The sequence below is a fragment of the Cloacibacterium sp. genome (genome assembly GCF_047601505.1).
Taxonomy (GTDB): domain Bacteria; phylum Bacteroidota; class Bacteroidia; order Flavobacteriales; family Weeksellaceae; genus Cloacibacterium.
On the sequence record NZ_JASGJD010000001.1, the window covers coordinates 2,861,166 to 2,880,307 of the forward strand.

A 19,142-nucleotide genomic window follows, 5' to 3' on the forward strand; every position below is an offset into this window, starting at 1 on the left:
TTAAAAATAGTGAAATATTTTATATGTGGCTTCGGTGACTGAGCGGAGCCGAAGCCACCGAAACCACCGTTTCATCAAAAGATAAAAATTCCAACTATTTTAATTATTTTTGCTTAAATCATTTTGGAAAAGATGCCAGACAATATTCAACAAAAAATAGAAGCGCTAAGAGAAGAACTTCATCAGCATAATTACAATTATTATATCCTAGACGAACCTAGTATTTCGGATTTTGAATTCGATGCTAAGCTAAAAGAATTGCAAGAGCTAGAGACAGCGCATCCAGAATTTTACGATGCCAATTCGCCTAGTTTGCGTGTTGGTGGTGGCATAACTAAGAATTTCCCTACCATACAACATCAATTTAGAATGTATTCTTTGGACAATTCTTATGACTTTAACGACCTTGAAGATTGGGAAAACAGAATCTTAAAAACCGTAGAAAACGAAGAAGTAGAATTTGTAGCCGAACTAAAATACGACGGTGCCTCTATCTCTATTTTGTATGAAAATGGCGAACTAAAAGAAGCGGTAACCCGAGGTGATGGTTTCCAAGGAGACGAAATTACCAATAACGTGCGCACTATTTCTGATGTTCCTTTGAAACTGAAAGGCGATTTCCCAAACCGTTTTTTTATTAGGGGTGAAATTTATTTGACCAAGAAGAATTTTGAAAAAATAAACAATTCCAGAGAAGAAGAAGGCTTAGACCTCTTTATGAATCCCAGAAATACTGCTTCTGGAAGTTTGAAAATGCAAGATTCGGCGGAAGTAAGAAAACGTGGACTTTCGGCGGTGCTTTATCAATACATTGCAGAGGAATTTCCCACAACAACGCATTGGGAACTTTTGGCAAAAGCAAAAAAATGGGGTTTTAAAGTCTCGGAAGACCAAGCGAAACTTTGCAAAACATTGGATGATGTAAAGAATTTCATCAACTATTGGGACAAAGAACGCCACAATCTGCCTTTTGAAATCGATGGTATTGTACTGAAAGTAAATTCGTTGCAACAACAGAGACAATTGGGTTATACCGCGAAATCTCCTCGTTGGGCAATGGCGTATAAATTTAAAGCCGAAAAAGTAGAAACCGAACTATTGAGTGTTTCTTACCAAGTAGGAAGAACGGGAGCCATTACTCCGGTTGCGAATCTGAAACCTGTTCTATTGGCAGGAACTACCGTAAAAAGGGCGAGTTTGCACAACGAAGACATCATTAAAAAACTAGATTTACACGATGGCGATTTTGTATATGTAGAAAAAGGCGGAGAAATAATTCCGAAGATTGTAGGGGTAAATTTGGAGAAGAGAACGCTACTTCAACAACCGATTGAATACATCAAAAACTGCCCGGAATGTGGAACAGAATTGGTAAAAATAGAAGACAAAGCCATCCATTTCTGTCCGAACGATACGCATTGTCCGCCTCAAGTTGTGGGAAGAATGATTCACTACGTATCTAGAAAAGCTTTAAACATTGAAAATCTGGGAAGCGAAACCATAGAACAATTGTATAGAGAAAAACTGATAGAAAACTGTGCAGATTTTTATACACTCAACAAAGAACAATTGCTTCCATTGGAAAGAATGGCAGAAAAATCGGCTCAAAATATTATTGATGGCGTTGAAAAATCTAAACAAATACCTTTTGAAAAAGTATTGTACGGAATAGGCATAAAACACGTTGGCGAAACCGTTGCCAAGAAATTGGTAAAGAATTTCAATACGATTGAAGAACTTAAAAATGCTTCGGTAGAAGAGCTTTGTCAGGTAGAAGATATTGGCGAAAAAATTGCAATTTCTATTACTGAATTCTTCAAAAACCCTGAGAATCTATTGATGATAGAACGTCTGAAAAACTATGGCGTACAACTGGAAAAAGGCGAAAACACCAATGAAGTATTAAGCAATGCTTTGGAAGGCAAAACCTTTCTTTTCACAGGAAAACTGTCGCTTTTCACAAGAGAACAAGCGGAAGAAATGGTAGAAAAACACAACGGAAAAAATATTTCGGCGGTTTCTAAAAACCTCAACTATTTGGTTGTAGGCGAAAAAGCAGGCAGCAAACTGAAAAAAGCGCAGGACATTGGTACAATTACAATTCTAGATGAGCAACAGTTTTTGGATTTGATTAATAGTTAACCTACTCATTAATAAAAAATGAAAACAATCTTAAAAATCATTCTCTTAATATTTTTTAGTGGGACTTGCCATTCTCAGGAGAACGAGAAAAAAATCAAGACTTATGTTGATTTTTTAGAAAAACAAAATACTTCGGCAAAAGATTATATTCTTAACCTATTCAAAAATCACGATGTTGTCATCCTCACGGAAAGACATCACGGAGACATTGAACAATACAACTTGTTTCTAAGTATTATATCTGACCCTTATTTTATTAAAAATATTGGAGCAGTTTACACGGAAGTTGGAGTTACAAACAAACGGGATGATATCAATCGATTTTTAAATTCTTCCAGACTCAGTAATTCCGAGATGAAACAAAAGGTCATCGAATTATACCAATCCATCGATTATAATCATCTCTGGACTTACTACAGCTTCCCATGGCTTTTGGAACAGTTATATACTCTGAATCAGAACAACAAAAAAGACAAGGTCAACCTGTATCCTTGCGACTTAGCCTTTGATTGGAAAGATGTTAATACTATTGAGGAATACAATAGATTTGACAAAAGTGAAGAGCTAAAAAAGCGTGATTCTATAATGGCAAAAATCTTTCTGAACCAGTTTAACGAAATACAGAAAAAGAGAAACAACAAAAAGAAAGCGCTTGTTATAATGAATACAAGACACGGCTATCTAAAAGACACCCATTACTCTGAAAAGGAAATAAGAAATAATTTTGGAAGATATCTGCAAGAACAACTCGGACAAAAAGTAGCATCCGTTTATCTAATGGGAATGGGACACCCGAGCAACTGGAAAGATTATACTGTTATAAAAGACGGAACTTGGGATTATGCTTTCGAATCCACCAACAGGACCGATACCGGATTTAATCTTAAACAAACCCCCTTTGGAATGGAAACCTTTGATGCAACACCCAATGGCTGGATAACCGACAAACTTCTGTATCAAGATGTTTTTACAGGAATCGTCTTTTACAAGCCGATAGAAATGCATATCAAAAAAACAGGTTGGGAAAATGTTCTGACACCCGATTTTGTTCCGGAAATCAGAAGACGTTTGAAACTAATGGGATACAATGAACAAGAAACAGAAGAGATGGTCGATTTCTATCAAGACGTCAAAACTTCATCCTGCTATTATAACCTAGAGCAAGAAAGAAAAAGAATTGACCAATGGAAATCGGTTATGACTAAATAATAAAATTTAGTTTCCTGATGAGAAATGAGATTGAAAATAAACTGATGAACAAGAATACCAAACCGACGAGTATGCGGATTTTGGTGTATGATTTTTTGGATTCTCAGGATGTGGCTTTGTCTTTGTCGGAGATTGAAAATCAGTTTGAAAACGCCGATAGAATCACGATTTACAGAACGCTGAAAACCTTTGAAGAGAAAGGAATTGTTCATAGTATTCAAGAAAACAACACCACAAAATATCGACTTTGCGAGGACGATTGCAATGAAAATACGCACAACGACAGACACCTGCATTTCTACTGCAAAATCTGTAAACAGACGACCTGTAAAGAAAATGTAACGTTTGCTGACAACCCGAATCTCGGCTTAAGAATAGATGAAGTTCGTTTTTTTGCAAAAGGCATTTGCGAAAACTGTCTCAACGAAACTTTGCAATAGTATTGCACTTTCCACAGTTTTAATTTTGCAGAAAAATCAGCTATGGAATTATTCATCAAAATCTTTTTACCCATTTATTTTATCTTGTTTTTCGGGATTTCTTTTGTTGCAAAGACGATTATTATTGCCAGAAGAATCAAGAAAAATCCTTTGGTTTTGCCTAAAGACGAAAGCGCTTATGCATTAGTTGGAAATTACTTTAAACTATGTCTAGTTGGGATTTTCGGGTATGTTATTTTGTTTTCGTTTTTGTCAGAAAGTTGCTTTCTTCCTATTGATTTTTTTGATGCTGAATTACTAAAATTTGTTGGAGCGTCATTAATGCTATTAGCTTTGGTTTGGACGATTGTTGCTCAGAATCAAATGAAGAACTCATGGAGAATTGGCATTGACAACGATACGAAAACGGAGTTAATTACATCGGGGTTGTTCTCAATTTCCAGAAACCCTGTTTTCTTGGGAATGATTGTGAGCTTGGTAGGACTTTTCTTGGCTACACCGAATGCAGTTTCTCTATTATTTCTGATTCTTGGCTACGTTTTGATTCAGGTTCAGATAAGATTGGAAGAAGAATTTCTCTATAGACAACACAGCGAAAAATATCTGGATTATTTTGAAAAAACAAATCGATTACTATAAGTAGGATAAAATGTAACAAATATTATTACATTTAACTATCTTTGCCTGATTATTAATCATTATTAAATTTTCTACTATGAAAAAAACTATTGCAGTTGCATTATTCAGTTTACTGTTTTTCTCTACAGGACTTTCTGCTCAAAACAAAAAAGTATCACAATCTGAACTAGATTACAATAAAAAATTAGTTACAGGTTTTTACCAAAAGATATTCGGAGATAAAGATTTCACGAATATTAATCACTATCTTTTGCCTACCTACATTCAACATAACCCTGAAGTTGCAGACGGAGCAAAACCTTTTGAAGACGCTGTAAAAATATGGCTTAAAGATGCTCCAAAAACAAAAATAGACGTACAACATATCGCTGCGGAAGGCGATTTAGTTTTTCTTCATATCAAAGAAGTGTTACCTGATGGCAAATTACAATCTATAATTGATATTTTCAGAATTGAGAATAAAAAAATTGCAGAACATTGGGACGTTCACGAAATAGTTCCTGAAAAGTCTGCAAACGATCATCCTATGTTTTAAAACCAAAAAAGTGCCATTCTGAACAGAATGCAATGATGTGAAGAATCTCAATTTTATAATTTAGATTACTCGTTCCTCAGAATGACACTTTTTGAAATAATTTTGTATTTATTGATTTTTCTTCAGCCAGTCTAATCTTCGTTGGTCTGGAAGATGTTTTACTGTAAAATTCTCGAATATTGCTTTAAATCCGTTCCCATCAGGACAAGCAGCCATAAGCCCAACCTGAACCGGCGTATTATCTTGCAAATAAGCATTTCTCATCATGATATATTCTTTGTCGTCAAAAGAATAAAACACTTCTACGGCATCTAATCTTCTCACCGCTTTTATCCAAACAAAAGGAGGTGCTTTCTCTAAAGTAATTACGCTCCAATCACTGGTTTTATGAGTAACAACGGTGCTTAGATTGAATTTACCATCTACAAATTCTACTCCTGCTTTAATGTAATTCTGAGCATCAACTCTTAGCATCAATCCCATTTGGTCGAATCTGGCTTTATAATCGCCTGTTATTTTGACTTTAGTTTCAAATTCTCCACCATACGTTGAATAGTAAAATGGCGCATCATCTACCGTGAAACCATAATGCGAAATTCGCCAATAATCGCTTTGTGGCGTTACCATCATGGTGAGTTTTTTGTCTTTGATTTCCCACTGAGAAGGCTCGTTGAACCAAGTCATTTTTTCTAATGATTGAGCTTTAAAACCTTCAAGAAAAGTTAATAAAACAAGAGATGTAAATATTATTTTTTTCATTATTATTGATTTAAACAGACTATAAAACTAAATTTCCTTTACCACTTTACATGGATTTCCAAAAGCCAAAACATGAGCTGGAATATCTTTTGTAACCACACTTCCCGCTCCTATTACCGCATTATCGCCAATGGTAACTCCAGGCAAAACGCTACAACCTGCACCCAACCAAACATTATTGCCAATTGTGATTGGTTTTGCATTTTCCAGACCTTTATTTCTGGTTTCGGCATCTAAAGGATGCGCTGCGGTATAAAATCCGCAATTAGGCGCTACGAAAACATTATCTCCAAAGGTTACTTTTGCACAATCCAAAATCACGACATTGTGATTGGTATAAAAGTTTTCTCCAATCTCAATATTATAACCATAATCGCAATAAAATGGCTGTTCTATATGAAACATCTTACCTGTTTTTCCGAATAGATTTCTAATTAAGGCTTTTCTTTGTTTTATTTTTGAGGGAAGAATTTGATTATACTCGAAGCAGAGGTCTTTGCATTTTTTTCTGTCTTCCATTAAAACAGAATCTCCAGAATTGTACCACTCGCCAAGAAGCATTTTTTGTTTTTCGTTCAAATTATTCATTGTAATTTTGTATTTGAAAGAGCAAATTTAAGTGCTTAAATTTCGGAAATCAATAGTGATAAATAACCATTTTTAAGGATGAAAGACGTTCAGTATAATTTGAATGAACAATTGTTGACGCAAGACTTTATCTCTGAAAACGAAGCAGAGAATATTCAATTGGCGAAATGCAAAAGCATTGCGAAAAACTTTGTTGAACTCGAAAACGGAATTGCCATTTTAAGCGACCTCAAAAATAACAAAAGCTATATCTACGCTGGGAAAATTGCAGATGAATTGAATATCTTTCAGCACAAAAATACGTTAGAAATAGAAAGCATTTGGGAAGATGAATTGTTTGAAATCATCAATGCTGAAGACGTTTTACAAAAGCATATTCTTGAACTTCAATTCTTTCAATTTATCAAAACTATACCTTCAGAAAGGAGAAAAGATTTCTGCGTGGTAAGTCAGTTAAGATTACTCCATCATCATCATTCTTTGCTTCATAAGATGTATTATTTTTCAGACCCTTTTCACAAAAATGTAGAGTTGGCGCTTTGTCTTTATCATTTTGATTTTATGCTCAGTTCAGATTATAAAGGAATGATTATTAACACGACCAACGGAAAAGTAATTCAACAAACTACTGTAGAAAACTCTAATTTTTTGTCTTCCCGAGAAAAAGAAATATTGAGTATGATACAATCTGGAAAAAGAAGCAAAGAAATTGCTAGTTCTTTGTTTATCAGCATCAACACGGTAAACAGACACCGACAAAATATTCTTGAAAAAATGCGTGTAGGAAATATGACCGAAGCCTGCACTTTGGCTACAAAACTTAAATGGTTATAAACTGACAGAAATACAAAAAAAAGTTCAAGCAGAACTTGAACTTTTTTTTAGATAGCTACTTTTACAGCCAACTCGTAAAAATGCGAATTATTTAACTTTTTAAGTCGTTCTTTTATTCTTTCAGAATGGCGGTAATCTCCGTTAAAGATAATTACGTTTTCGGTTTTCAATGTATTTTGATTTTCATTTTCATATTGATGTTTTTCGGGATTGTACTCCATAAAAAACTCGTCGTTAGAATAAAAAACAGTATAATCTTTCGACAATTCTACATTATAAGGCATTTTATTTTCTACCAATTTTGCTTTATCAGAAAGTTCTGGTGCGCCTTTGCCGTTGTGATAGACAATCTCTGTTAATTCGCCTTTGTGCTCTCTTGCAAACTCTTCCGCCTGAGAGAAATTGATAAAACCTGTATAGATTTTAAAATTCCCTAGCATGTACTCTATTAATTTTCTTCCGTATTTCATTTTCATTAAGATTTAAATTAAGTATTAGTCTTTTGATATCACAAAATTAAAACCTCTGATAAGGTAATCTGTTACATCTTTCCCATCTATTGATACAAAATTTATTGATTATTATCATCCATATAAATCATTAATATTAAGTAAATTTGTAAAAAAATTAGAAGATGGAGTTGCATATTGATCGTACGTTTAAATATTATTGGATAATGTTCAAAAGACACGATTTAGCAGCTGGTCTGACGGTTTTTTTGGTAGCACTTCCACTTTGTTTAGGCGTTGCATTAGCCTCTGGAGCACCACTCTATTCTGGGATTTTGTCTGGCATTATTGGCGGAATTGTAGTTTCTGTAATTAGCGGTTCGCAATTGGCAGTTTCTGGTCCTGCAGCCGGACTTACCACATTGGTTTCGGCAGCAATTATCAGTTTAGGAAATTTTGAAACTTTTCTTCTGGCGGTAATGATTGCTGGTGTTTTTCAAGTTTTACTAGGCGTTCTAAGACTTGGCGTCTTTGCCAGTTATTTTCCAAGTTCGGTAATTAAAGGAATGATGGCTGCTATTGGAATTATTTTAATTTCTAAACAAATTCCTCTGGCTTTAGGATACAACCAACCCGATTTTTGGACGAGTGGTTTTGTTCAAATCTTTACCTCCGACAACTTTTTGGGGAATCTGGTTCAATTTAACTCTCACATTACCCGAGGAGCAGTTCTTATTTCTTTTATTTCTTTAGCAATTCTCATTTTCTTGAAACAACCTAAAAATAAAAAATTCAACATTCTACCTGCTTCGTTGGTGGTGGTAATTGTAGGGATTGCCATTAATTACGCTTTAACGTATTTCGGTTCTTCTTATGCTCTCAAAACAACTCAATTGGTAAAAATTCCGGACAATATTTTTGCTGAAATAAAATTCCCTAGCTTTTCTAAAATCCTCAGCAATTATGAAATTTGGAAAGATGGTATTTTGATAGGAATTTTGGCAACTTTAGAAACATTGCTCTGCGTAGAAGCAATGGATAAACTAGACAAACACAACAGAATAACTCCTGTAAACAGAGAATTAGTAGCACAAGGCGTAGGAAATTTCTTCTGCGGATTACTCGGTGCAATTCCTATTACAGCTGTGGTAGTAAGAGGTTCTGCCAACATACAAGCAGGTGCAAAAACTAAGGTTTCCGCATTTGTACATGGTGTTTTTTTATTGCTTTCGGTACTTTTGGTTCCTTTTTTAATTAATTTAATCCCGTATGCTTCTCTTTCTGCAATTCTTATTCTGACAGGTTTTGGACTAACAAAAATTAGAATTTATAAAAGTCTTTTCAAGATTGGCTGGAAACAGTTTATCCCTTTTATCGCTACCATTATCATTATTCTTGCCACCGATTTATTAATTGGAGTAAGCATCGGACTATTAATTTCGATTTACTATATCATCAAAGAAAATTTTAAAGAAAGCTACGATTTAGAAAAAACTCATCATCAGGGTTTAGACCATTTTACGTTGAAACTTCACAGCAGCGTAACTTTTTTGAATAAAGTAGAAATTAAAAATACGCTAGACCAAGTACCACCTTATTCTGAACTCACAATAGACGGAAGTACTGTCCATTTTATAGACCACGATATTCTAGAAATTATCTCAGATTTCATTACCAAAGCTCACGACAGACACATACAATTAGAATTAATAAATATAGAAATTGTAGAAACAGCTGCCAGTTCACATTAAAAAATGCCTTCAAGAATAACTCAAAGACATTTTCAATGAATTTTACTGTATAAAATGATGAAGATATAAGGTTTTTACTCTTTAATAGAAACTTTAACGCCCAATTCGTAAAGATTCCCTCCCATAAGAAATTTTATTCTTTCTCTAGTGGTAATGGTATTAATAACACCATTGTCAACAATTATAATCCTATCGCCGGCCAAATTCTGGTCAGACAAAACATCTTCTAAAAGCATTTCGTTATTTGCTTCTTTCTTTTGATATTGAAGTGTTTTTGCCAAATCCTGAAAAGTTTCATCATAAGAATAATACACATCGTAATGATGATACGGAAGCTCTACTCTAAAAGGTTTTTTGTCTAAAATAAGATTGGCTTTGCTGTTTTCTACAGGATTATCTGCACCATCTACAAAACCTACCTCTATTAATCTTCCGTCGTTATCTTTTGCATAGATTTCGGCATCTTTAAAAGTTTCGAAATTTGTAACGATTTTATAATCTTGAAATTTGTACTCCTGCAATCTTTTTTCTTTAGTTTCCATAACGATAATATTTTGTGATTTGGTTAAAACAAAGATATTTTAATGAAGAATAAATCGCATTACAGCTTTTTTTATAAACTTTATAAAATTGTGAGATGGAATATTTTGCTTAATTTTAGCATCCGAAATTCATGAACAAATAATTCTATAAAATGCTAAAGAAAACATTTATAATAGCTTCGCTATTTCAGGCTGCATCATTTTTTTCTCAACAATACGGAGGAATGTGGATTCCAACAGAAATTAACGAAAAAGAGATGAAATCTCTTGGGATGAAAATTAATGCAAACGATATCTGGAATACACAAAAACCTAGTATAAAAGATGCTGTTGTACAATTTAACAGAGGATGTACTGGTGAAATTATTTCTCCAAAAGGACTTCTTCTTACCAATCACCACTGTGGTTTCAGTGCCATCCAAAGTCATTCTACCGTAGAAAATGATTTACTTTCTAATGGTTTTTGGGCAAAAGATAACAAAAGTGAGCTTACCAATCCTGGGATGGTGGTAGATTTTGTTACCGACATAAAAGATATTACCAAAGAAATCTTAGGAAACACTTCTGGGCTTTCGGACGCTGAAATCAACAAAAAAATTGATGAAAATATTGCCAATTACAAGAAATCTCAAAAATTAGAAGATTACCAAAGTATTATTGTAAAATCTATGTTTGCAGGCAATAAATATTATGCTTTTACCGTAGAAACCTTCAAAGATATTAGATTGGTAGGTGCACCGCCACAAAGCATTGGTAAATTTGGTTCGGATACAGACAATTGGGTTTGGCCAAGACACACTGGCGATTTTTCTATCTTTAGAGTATATGCCAATAAAGATAATAAACCAGCAGAATTTTCTACGGAAAACATTCCTTACACCCCGAAATATTATTTGCCAATTTCTGTAAAAGATATTAAGGAAAATGATTTCACTTTTGTCTTCGGGTTTCCTGGTAAAACTAATGAATATTTACCGAGTATTGCCATCGAAAAAATCATCACCGACACCAATCCTGCAAGAATTGAGGTAAGAGACATTGCACTAAAAACTTTAGACGAAAAAATGCGTGCAGACGATGCTACAAGAATTAAATATGCTTCTAAATACGCTTCTGTTGCCAATTATTGGAAAAAATGGATTGGAGAAACAAAAGGCCTTAAAAAATCTAATGCTGTTGCCAAAAAACAACAATACGAAAGCTCTTTAGTTGCTAAAAACCCAGAAATTAAATCTACCCTTTCAGAATTTAATTCACTTTATAATGAGCAAGCTCCTTTTGCACTTAACAATGCTTATTATACCGAAATTTTAAGAAATGCCGAGACACTCAATTTAGCTAATCTTTTCTACGGTTTTGTTAAATCTTATGAAGCTGGCAAAGCAGATGAAAAATTGGTTAATTCTTTCAAAAATAAATTATCTGCATTCTACAATGATTACGACGGAGAGCTAGATGCAAAAGTTACCGCTAAACTACTTGCATTGTATGCTAATAAAACTCAACCAGAATTTTTACCACAAGGTTTTGAGCAATTTAAAGACGTAAACCAAAATTTTCAAGTTTTAGAAAACTGGAGCAAAAATTCTGTAATAAGCGGTAGAAATTCAGTAAATGGAGCTACAACATACAGCGATATAAACAAAGTTTTTTCTAATCTTTCTGAATTGGTGAAAACGGTAAAAGCAGACCCAATTTTCTTGACTTTAGTAAATATGAAGGAAACTTATTTTGCAAAAGCAGACAATCAATTTATGAGTTTGCAAGATAAAATAGACGCATTGCAGAAAAAGTATATTACCGAAATGATGAGCGCTGATAAAGACCGAAAGTTTTTCCCAGATGCTAATTCTACGTTGCGCGTAACCTATGGACAAGTAAAAGGTTCTAATCCTGCAGACGCTATTTCTTACCACTACGAAACTACTTTAGACGGTGTAATGGAAAAATATGTGCCTGGAGATTATGAATTTGATGTTCCACAGAAATTAATAGAATTGTACAATTCTAAAGATTACGGAACTTATAAAAATGCTGCAGGGAAAATTCCTTTGGCTTTCACTGCAACCAATCATACAACTGGAGGAAACTCAGGAAGCCCCGCATTAGATGCTAACGGAAACTTAGTAGGACTAAATTTCGATAGACAATGGGAAGGAACAATGAGCGATATAAACTACGACCCAAGATTTAGCCGAAACATTATGGTTCAAACAAAATACATCCTTTTCATTATTGATAAATTTGCAAATGCAAAATGGTTATTAAATGAAATGAAAATTGTCAAATAAATTTTTAACAAATAAAATTAATTAATAAGAACGCATCGTAAAGGTGCGTTTTTTTTATAATAAAACTATCATAAACAGTATTAAAAGTAGTAAACAGAGAATAAACAAAAACCTCAGAAAAACTCCTGAGGTTCAAAAAACACAAATGATAACTATACTACTATTTTATAGTTTTGCAAAAGTAAATATTTATTATTGCAAAGATTTACATAATTCCCATGTAGTTTTATATAATTCCCATTTTTCAAGGAAAAATTAATTACATCGTTAAAAGCATTTACTGAAGAAATTATTCGTATTAGAAAAACAAAAACCTCAGAAAGCTCCTGAGGTTCAAAAAACACAAATGATAACTATACTACTATTTTATAGTACTGCAAAAGTATATATTTATTATTGCAAACACTTACACAATTCCCATGTGGTTTTATATAATTCCCACACGATTTTACAATATTACTATATTGATCAAAAAAAACATCAGATAAAACTTGATTAGCATAGAATTTTTAAGGAGTAATCCCTAAAAAGAAAAACCTCAGAAATGAATTTCTGAGGTTCAAAAAACACAAATGATAACTATACTACTATTTATAGTTTTACAAATATAAACATTTATTATTAATTAATCGATATACTATATTATAAAAATATTATATTTTTTCACAATAAATCTAATATCCAAAAACATTCTCTAAAGTTAATTCTTGCAAATCCCCTAAACCTTTCACCGCTTCAAAATTTAGATTTTCTCTTTTCCCAATTAGCACAACACTATACTTAACAGGTTTAATTTCAGAATTATAAAATCTATCTAAATCATTTATAGTAAGGGTTTCTATTTCAGAATAAACCTCTTTTCTCACATCAGAATCAATATTCAATTTTCTTAAATTAAAATAATTAAAGAAAATATTAGTTCTTTTAATTCGGGTTGTCGCAATCTGTTTTAAAGCAGAATTTTTAGCATTTTCGAATTGCAATTCAATCTTCGGCATTTCTTGCATCAATCCATCCATAGCATCTATTGCTAAATTAATTTTATTTGCCTGCGTCCCTATATAAGTCACCACATAATTATGTTTTCCTATTTCGTTTGCATTATTATAACTTACATAAGCCGAATAAGCCAAACTTTTGCTCTCTCTAAGCTCCTGAAAAACCACAGAAGACAAACCCCTGCCAAAATATTCATTAAAAACATTTATTTTACCAAAATTAGAAACATTTACCAATCCCGCTCTTCCTACTTTGCACATTTCCACCTGAACCATATCATAATCAATAAAATATATGTTATTTTCCGTTTCTGGTTCTGGGTAATTTCTAGCTTCTGGAATTTCAAAAATAGATTCTTCAATATAATTTTCAGCAATTTTTTTAAAACCTTCAAAATCTTTTCCATAGAAGAAAATTTCATACGGAAATTTTATTAAATTCTTGATTCTATCTGTCAGTTCATCCACTTTTATTTCAGACAATCGCTCTTCAGAAATCACATCGCTAAACCTAGAGAACTCGCCAAATTTAGCATATTGAACAAGCGCAGTCATTATTTTATTTTTATCATTTTTGTTCACTTCCCTGCTTTCCAAAATCAATTGAACAACACCTTCACAAACTTCCGTTTCTGGTTTTACAGATGTTATCCAATGTTTCATCAAATCAAGACCTTTGGCAATATTTTTCTCTAAACCGCTTAATGAAACTCTAAAATTATCTGCATTGGTAATAAAATCATACAAAATGCCAATTTTATAAAACTCTTCTTTTAATTGATAAGGAAGAAATTTTTCGGTTCCTAAAAACTGCAAAACATCTATTGCCAGAGAAAGTTCCTTGTCATTATCAGTTCCCATATTGTAAATGAGATGAACCTGAGCAATATCGTTATATCTATTTTTAACAAAACTCACCTTCTTATCTTTTACTAAAAATTCTTGAATTTCTTCTTGATAATTAATAAATTCAGGTTGAATATCTGTTGATTTTTCGTTTAAAATCTCGGTCAAAAACTCAGATTGAGCTTCTCTATTAATTTTAACTGGCGTAATTCCCGGATTATCAACTCTAATAAGATTTCCATTAGTTCCTTTTGCTTTTTTTATCAAAACATAATTATCTTTGAAAAAATCTTGAGCAAATTTCACCACATCTTCTTTGGTAATTTTTTCGTATTCCGAAATTTCGTTAAGTTCTTGCTCCCAAGTTCTATTGTTAATAAAAGCGCTATATAACTCACTCGCTAAACCATCTGCCGTTTCTAAAGCTTTAAGTTTTTGAAGTTTCAAATCGTTTACAATTGCAGAAATTAACCAATCTGGAAAATCTCCTTTTTTCACCAAATCTATCTGTTCTAATAATAAATTTTTAGCTTTATCTAAACTCTGATTTTCTTTTGGAATAATCACCATTGTAAACATTCCATACTGTTTAAAACCACTTTGATAAGCTACCGCTCGCAATGCTTTTTGGTTTTGATTAACATTTAAATCCAACAAACCTGCTTCGCCAGAATTAGACAAAATTTGAGCCACCACGCTAGCCAATCTCTCTTCCTGCGTTCCATAAGAATCTGTTCTCCAAGCCAAATGCAAACGCTTTGCAGAAGGACTTTTAACTGTTTTTTCAATAATTTGAGTCAAAGGTTCTTCTACAATCTGCTCTTTTTTTGGCAACTCTTTGTATTTTAATTCACCAAAATACTTATCAACCAAGAGAATTGTTTCATCAAATTCTAAATCCCCCACCAAAACCATCGCCATGTTGTTTGGCACATAAAAATCATTAAAATATTGATGAATTGCCTTCATAGAAGGATTTTTCAAGTGTTCAGACTTTCCTAAAGTCGTTTGTTGACCATTTGGATGCTTCGGAAAAAGCTCTTCCATTAAAGCGTAATGAACCAATCTTCCATCATTATCTTGCGCTCTATTGAATTCTTCGTAAACAGATTCCAATTCCGTATGAAAAAGTCTTAAAACCAAATCAGAAAAACGATTTTGTTCTATTTTCAACCATTTTTCTAACTCGTTATTTGGAATATTATTTTTATAAACCGTTTCATCTAACCAAGTGTGAGCATTGGTTCCGGAAGCTCCAAGCGAAGAAATTGCTTTATCATATTCATTTGCAATAGCATATTTACTTGCTTCTTGAGAAATTTCATCTATTTTTCTGTAGATTTCTTTCTTTTTTTCAGGATTTTGCTCCGCTTTATGCTCTTCGTACAAATCTGAAATTTGCTCCAAAAGAACTTTTTCTTTTTGCCAATCTAAAGTTCCTAATTTAGAGGTTCCTTTAAACATCATGTGCTCAAGATAATGCGCCAAACCTGTATTATCAGAAGGATCGTTATTACTTCCCGTTTTCACAGGAATATATGTTTGAATTCTTGGAGCATCAGTATTTTGAGCTAAATAAACTTTCAATCCATTTTTTAAAGTGTAAATTCTTACTCCATTTTCATCGCCTACAACTTGCTTGTAAGAATATCCGTTTTTATCAGTATATTTTTTTGTTATATACTGATTTTCAATAATCGTTTCCATGATATTATATATTAAAAAACTTCGACAAACTTAATAAAAATAGCTTGCCGAAGTTAGATTATTTTGATAATTAATAACTATTTTGTAGAATATTTTTGATTGAGCGCTTGAAGAATTGCCCAAGTTTCCATGTCTAATTTCCCGTCGAAATTTTCTGGTCTAAAATGATATTGCAATGCTTCAATAGTAGATTGAGTTGCTTTATCCCAAACTCCAGATTCAGACAAAGAAGTATAACCAAATTTTTTCAATTCAATTTGAACTTTCATCACAAAAGCTGCATCATTAAATTTAGCTGTAAAATCTTCCGGAATAATTTGAGTAAGAAAAGCTTGTTTCGCCGCATCATCATACCACATTCCTATTCCGTATTCGTCGTACAATTTTTTCCAAGGAAAAAGAGGACCAGGATCTTGTTTTCTCGTTGGCGCAATATCCGAATGTGCCAAAACATTAGTTGGTGATATTTTATAACGATTAACCAAATCCTTCACCAATTCTGCCACTTTTTTTACCTGATAATCAGGAAAAGGATAGAATGTTTTTTTGCCTCCTTGTTCCGTAAAACCGTTGTTTACAATTTCAATTCCTATAGAAGTATCATTCAAACCTACATCTTTTCTCCATTCGCTAATTCCTGCATGATAAGCTCTTTTGTTTTCATCTACCAATTGATATATTTCAGAATCATCTAAATCGTTTACCAAATAATGAGCACTTACAGATTGCGTTGTAAGAACTCTCACAGATTTATCATGATCAATAGCTGTATAATGAAGAATTACATATTTCTGTCTGAAATTTTGCGCCACAGCAGGAAAATAATTTTTAGCAATCGTATAACCTTTAGGATTTGCACTAACAATAGAACCATAACTAATAGTGTTATCATTTTTATTAGGATCCGCTATATTTACAGTATAATACTCTCCTCCCTTTACATCATGTCTTATCGGTGGTTTTGGCGCCTCTACAGGCTTTTGAGCAACCGGTTTAGGTGAAATTTGTGTTTTTTTTATCTCTTTTTTCGCACCACAAGAAATTATCACTAAAGATAAACCGATGACATATAACGAATTACGCATTTTCCTTTATTTATGAATGTTTACAAAGTCAAATTTACAAAAAAAAATCTATCCTTTTGTTTGGTTATTTAAGAAATCCTTTATATATTTGCACTCGCAATTACGGAAGAGAAGTTCTTATAGAATTTGCAAGGAGGGTTGCCGGAGTGGTTAACGGAGCAGTTTGCTAAACTGTCGACTCGCAAGGGTCGCAAGGGTTCGAATCCCTTACCCTCCGCTAAAAAAATCGGGGTGTAGCGTAGTCCGGTCATCGCGCCTGGTTTGGGACCAGGAGGTCGCAGGTTCGAATCCTGCCACCCCGACTATTAGAAACATTAAACAATGGGTGCGTAGCTCAGCTGGATAGAGCATCTGCCTTCTAAGCAGACGGTCACAGGTTCGAATCCTGTCGCGCTCACAAAAAGAGAAATCAGCAATGGCTTCTCTTTTTTTATAGAAATTTTTAAGATTTTATATCTTTTTAAGTCGTTTTTTTTCGGGGTGTAGCGTAGTCCGGTCATCGCGCCTGGTTTGGGACCAGGAGGTCGCAGGTTCGAATCCTGCCACCCCGACACACAAAATTCCTTCGGGAATTTTTTAGTTTATAATTAAGGGTGCGTAGCTCAGCTGGATAGAGCATCTGCCTTCTAAGCAGACGGTCACAGGTTCGAATCCTGTCGCGCTCACGAAAGAGAAATCATTTCTGATTTCTCTTTTTTGTTTATATTTACTTATGTGTTATACTTATATTTTATACTCTGAAACTTTAGATAAATTCTACATCGGTCACACTTGTGAAAATATTAATGAAAGACTTAGAAAACATTTATCTGACCACAAAGGTTTTACTGCCAATATTAAAGATTGGAAAATTGTTTATTTTGAAACTCTCGAAAATAAATCTTTAGCTTACAAACGTGAGCTAGAAATAAAATCATGGAAAAGTAAAACCAAAATCAAAAAATTAATCTACAACTCTGCTAGATAGAGCATCCCGATTTTCTAAATCGGGACGGTCACAGGTTCGAATCCTGTCGCGCTCACGAAAGAGAAATCAGAAATGGTTTCTCTTTTTTGTTTTGTATCAAGAATGTTTTCAATATTTTTGAAAAATGAAAAATTTGGTAATTATTGGCAAGGTTTTCCCAGAACCTAATTCTACAGCAGCTGGTTCTAGAATGCTTCAATTGATAGATTTATTTCAAACTCAAAATTATCAAATTACATTTCTTTCCACCGCTTCAATTTCAGAAAACAGTTTTGATTTGAATTCAAAAAACGTTCAATTCCAGAATATTATACTCAATGATAATAGTTTTGATGATTTGATACAAAAACTCAATCCTGAAATTGTAATTTTTGACAGATTTACCACAGAAGAACAATTTGGATGGAGAGTTTCAGAAAATGCTTCTAATGCAATAAAAATTTTAGACACCGAAGATTTACACTTTCTAAGAAATGCCAGAGAAATCGCTTTCAAACAAAATAAAAAATTAGAACATTCGGATTTAATTAATGATGTTTTCAAAAGAGAAATAGCTTCCATTTTAAGATGTGATTTATCGCTCATCATTTCTGAATTTGAGATGAATTTACTCAAAACTGAATTTAATATTAATGCAAATATTCTGCACTATCTTCCTATGTTTGCAGAATGTGAAAAATCTGAAATTCCTTTTTCCGAAAGAAAAAATTTTGTCAGCATTGGCAATTTCTTGCACGAACCCAATTGGCAAACCGTTCTCCAACTCAAAAAAGTTTGGAAAAACATCAAAAATCAACTTCCAGAAGCCGAAATTCACATTTATGGAGCTTATGCTACGGAAAAAGTCTTCCAATTGCACAACCAAAAAGAAGGTTTCATCGTAAAAGGAAGAGCCGAAAGTGTAGAAACTGTTTTCAATAATGCTAAAGTTTTGCTTGCGCCAATTCCTTTTGGAGCAGGAATTAAAGGAAAATTGCTCGAAAGTATGCAATTTGGTTTACCCAACGTAACTTCCACAGTTGGTGCAGAGGCAATGCACGAAAGTTTCGATTGGAACGGTTTCATCACAGATAACGAAACAGAATTTGTAGAAAAAGCAATTTTACTCTATCAGGACGAAATTATTTGGGAAAAATCTCAAGAAAATGGATTTCTAATTATAGAAAAACTATTCAAAAAAGAGATTTTCGAAAGAGATTTCACAGCAAAAATAGATTGGATTTTAGAACATTTACCCGAACATACAAACACTAATTTTCTTGGGCAAATTCTTCAACATCATACTTTACAAAGCACAAAATACCTCAGCAAATGGATTGAGGAAAAGAATTCTAAAAATCAATAATTATAATTCTTCCTT

16 protein-coding genes and 5 tRNA genes are annotated in these 19,142 nt (G+C 33.2%); 15 read left to right on the plus strand and 6 right to left on the minus strand.

Features of this window, described 5'->3' with window-relative positions:
* Positions 1-132 precede the first annotated feature (132 nt).
* The 5 genes from ligA (at position 133) to QM746_RS12975 (ending at position 4,965) form a co-directional block, all read left to right on the plus strand.
* A complete protein-coding gene (ligA, locus tag QM746_RS12955) occupies positions 133-2,142 on the plus strand; it encodes an NAD-dependent DNA ligase LigA (protein WP_414984615.1) in 2,010 nt (669 codons plus the stop codon).
* A gap of 18 nt (positions 2,143-2,160) precedes the next feature.
* Positions 2,161-3,351, plus strand: a complete 1,191-nt coding sequence (locus QM746_RS12960) for a hypothetical protein (RefSeq protein WP_414984616.1) — start codon at positions 2,161-2,163, stop codon at positions 3,349-3,351.
* A gap of 17 nt (positions 3,352-3,368) precedes the next feature.
* Positions 3,369-3,791, plus strand: coding sequence for a Fur family transcriptional regulator (locus tag QM746_RS12965; protein ID WP_414984617.1), 423 nt, complete (start codon positions 3,369-3,371; stop codon positions 3,789-3,791).
* A 42-nt stretch (positions 3,792-3,833) separates the two neighbouring features.
* Positions 3,834-4,430, plus strand: coding sequence for a methyltransferase family protein (locus tag QM746_RS12970; RefSeq protein ID WP_414984618.1), 597 nt, complete (start codon positions 3,834-3,836; stop codon positions 4,428-4,430).
* Between the two features lie 76 nt (positions 4,431-4,506).
* Complete coding sequence (locus QM746_RS12975; RefSeq protein WP_414984619.1) at positions 4,507-4,965, plus strand: ester cyclase; 459 nt, start codon at positions 4,507-4,509, stop codon at positions 4,963-4,965.
* Positions 4,966-5,073: 108 nt separating this feature from the next.
* Here the strand turns inward: QM746_RS12975 and QM746_RS12980 are convergent, their stop codons facing one another.
* A complete protein-coding gene (locus QM746_RS12980; RefSeq protein WP_414984620.1) occupies positions 5,074-5,724 on the minus strand; it encodes a DUF1349 domain-containing protein in 651 nt (216 codons plus the stop codon).
* A 27-nt stretch (positions 5,725-5,751) separates the two neighbouring features.
* Positions 5,752-6,312 carry a sugar O-acetyltransferase gene (locus QM746_RS12985; RefSeq protein ID WP_414984621.1) on the minus strand — a complete coding sequence of 187 codons (561 nt, stop codon included), beginning with the start codon at positions 6,310-6,312 and terminating at the stop codon, positions 5,752-5,754.
* A gap of 78 nt (positions 6,313-6,390) precedes the next feature.
* Here QM746_RS12985 and QM746_RS12990 point away from each other — a divergent pair, with 78 nt between their 5' ends.
* Entirely contained in the window at positions 6,391-7,146 is a 756-nt protein-coding gene (locus QM746_RS12990) for a response regulator transcription factor (protein WP_414984622.1), read from the plus strand.
* Positions 7,147-7,193: 47 nt separating this feature from the next.
* Here the strand turns inward: QM746_RS12990 and QM746_RS12995 are convergent, their stop codons facing one another.
* On the minus strand, positions 7,194-7,616 hold the full coding sequence (locus QM746_RS12995) for a hypothetical protein (protein ID WP_414984623.1): 423 nt from the start codon (positions 7,614-7,616) through the stop codon (positions 7,194-7,196).
* 206 nt (positions 7,617-7,822) lie between these two features.
* Here QM746_RS12995 and QM746_RS13000 point away from each other — a divergent pair, with 206 nt between their 5' ends.
* The gene (locus QM746_RS13000) at positions 7,823-9,346 is read left to right on the plus strand and encodes a SulP family inorganic anion transporter (protein WP_414984624.1); all 1,524 of its coding nucleotides are present in this window, start codon (positions 7,823-7,825) and stop codon (positions 9,344-9,346) included.
* 74 nt (positions 9,347-9,420) lie between these two features.
* Here the strand turns inward: QM746_RS13000 and QM746_RS13005 are convergent, their stop codons facing one another.
* Positions 9,421-9,888 carry a hypothetical protein gene (locus tag QM746_RS13005; RefSeq protein WP_414984625.1) on the minus strand — a complete coding sequence of 156 codons (468 nt, stop codon included), beginning with the start codon at positions 9,886-9,888 and terminating at the stop codon, positions 9,421-9,423.
* Positions 9,889-10,040: 152 nt separating this feature from the next.
* Here QM746_RS13005 and QM746_RS13010 point away from each other — a divergent pair, with 152 nt between their 5' ends.
* The gene (locus QM746_RS13010) at positions 10,041-12,179 is read left to right on the plus strand and encodes a S46 family peptidase (RefSeq protein ID WP_414984626.1); all 2,139 of its coding nucleotides are present in this window, start codon (positions 10,041-10,043) and stop codon (positions 12,177-12,179) included.
* Positions 12,180-12,853: 674 nt separating this feature from the next.
* Here the strand turns inward: QM746_RS13010 and QM746_RS13015 are convergent.
* Positions 12,854-15,730: a M16 family metallopeptidase gene (locus QM746_RS13015; RefSeq protein ID WP_414984627.1), complete on the minus strand. Its 2,877-nt coding sequence runs from the start codon at positions 15,728-15,730 to the stop codon at positions 12,854-12,856.
* A gap of 77 nt (positions 15,731-15,807) precedes the next feature.
* Positions 15,808-16,815 (minus strand): N-acetylmuramoyl-L-alanine amidase, encoded by a 1,008-nt coding sequence (locus QM746_RS13020; protein WP_414984628.1) that lies wholly within the window; start codon positions 16,813-16,815, stop codon positions 15,808-15,810.
* A 132-nt stretch (positions 16,816-16,947) separates the two neighbouring features.
* Between QM746_RS13020 and QM746_RS13025 the strand changes: the two genes are divergently transcribed.
* The 7 genes from QM746_RS13025 (at position 16,948) to QM746_RS13055 (ending at position 19,127) form a co-directional block, all read left to right on the plus strand.
* Positions 16,948-17,032: transfer RNA gene (locus tag QM746_RS13025), tRNA-Ser, on the plus strand.
* A 10-nt stretch (positions 17,033-17,042) separates the two neighbouring features.
* Positions 17,043-17,117: transfer RNA gene (locus QM746_RS13030), tRNA-Pro, on the plus strand.
* Positions 17,118-17,138: 21 nt separating this feature from the next.
* Positions 17,139-17,212 (plus strand) — tRNA-Arg (locus QM746_RS13035).
* A gap of 79 nt (positions 17,213-17,291) precedes the next feature.
* Positions 17,292-17,366 (plus strand) — tRNA-Pro (locus QM746_RS13040).
* Between the two features lie 40 nt (positions 17,367-17,406).
* Positions 17,407-17,480 (plus strand) — tRNA-Arg (locus tag QM746_RS13045).
* 47 nt (positions 17,481-17,527) lie between these two features.
* Positions 17,528-17,782, plus strand: a complete 255-nt coding sequence (locus QM746_RS13050) for a GIY-YIG nuclease family protein (RefSeq protein ID WP_414984629.1) — start codon at positions 17,528-17,530, stop codon at positions 17,780-17,782.
* A 124-nt stretch (positions 17,783-17,906) separates the two neighbouring features.
* The gene (locus tag QM746_RS13055; protein ID WP_414984630.1) at positions 17,907-19,127 is read left to right on the plus strand and encodes a glycosyltransferase; all 1,221 of its coding nucleotides are present in this window, start codon (positions 17,907-17,909) and stop codon (positions 19,125-19,127) included.
* The last annotated feature ends 15 nt before the right edge of the window (positions 19,128-19,142 follow it).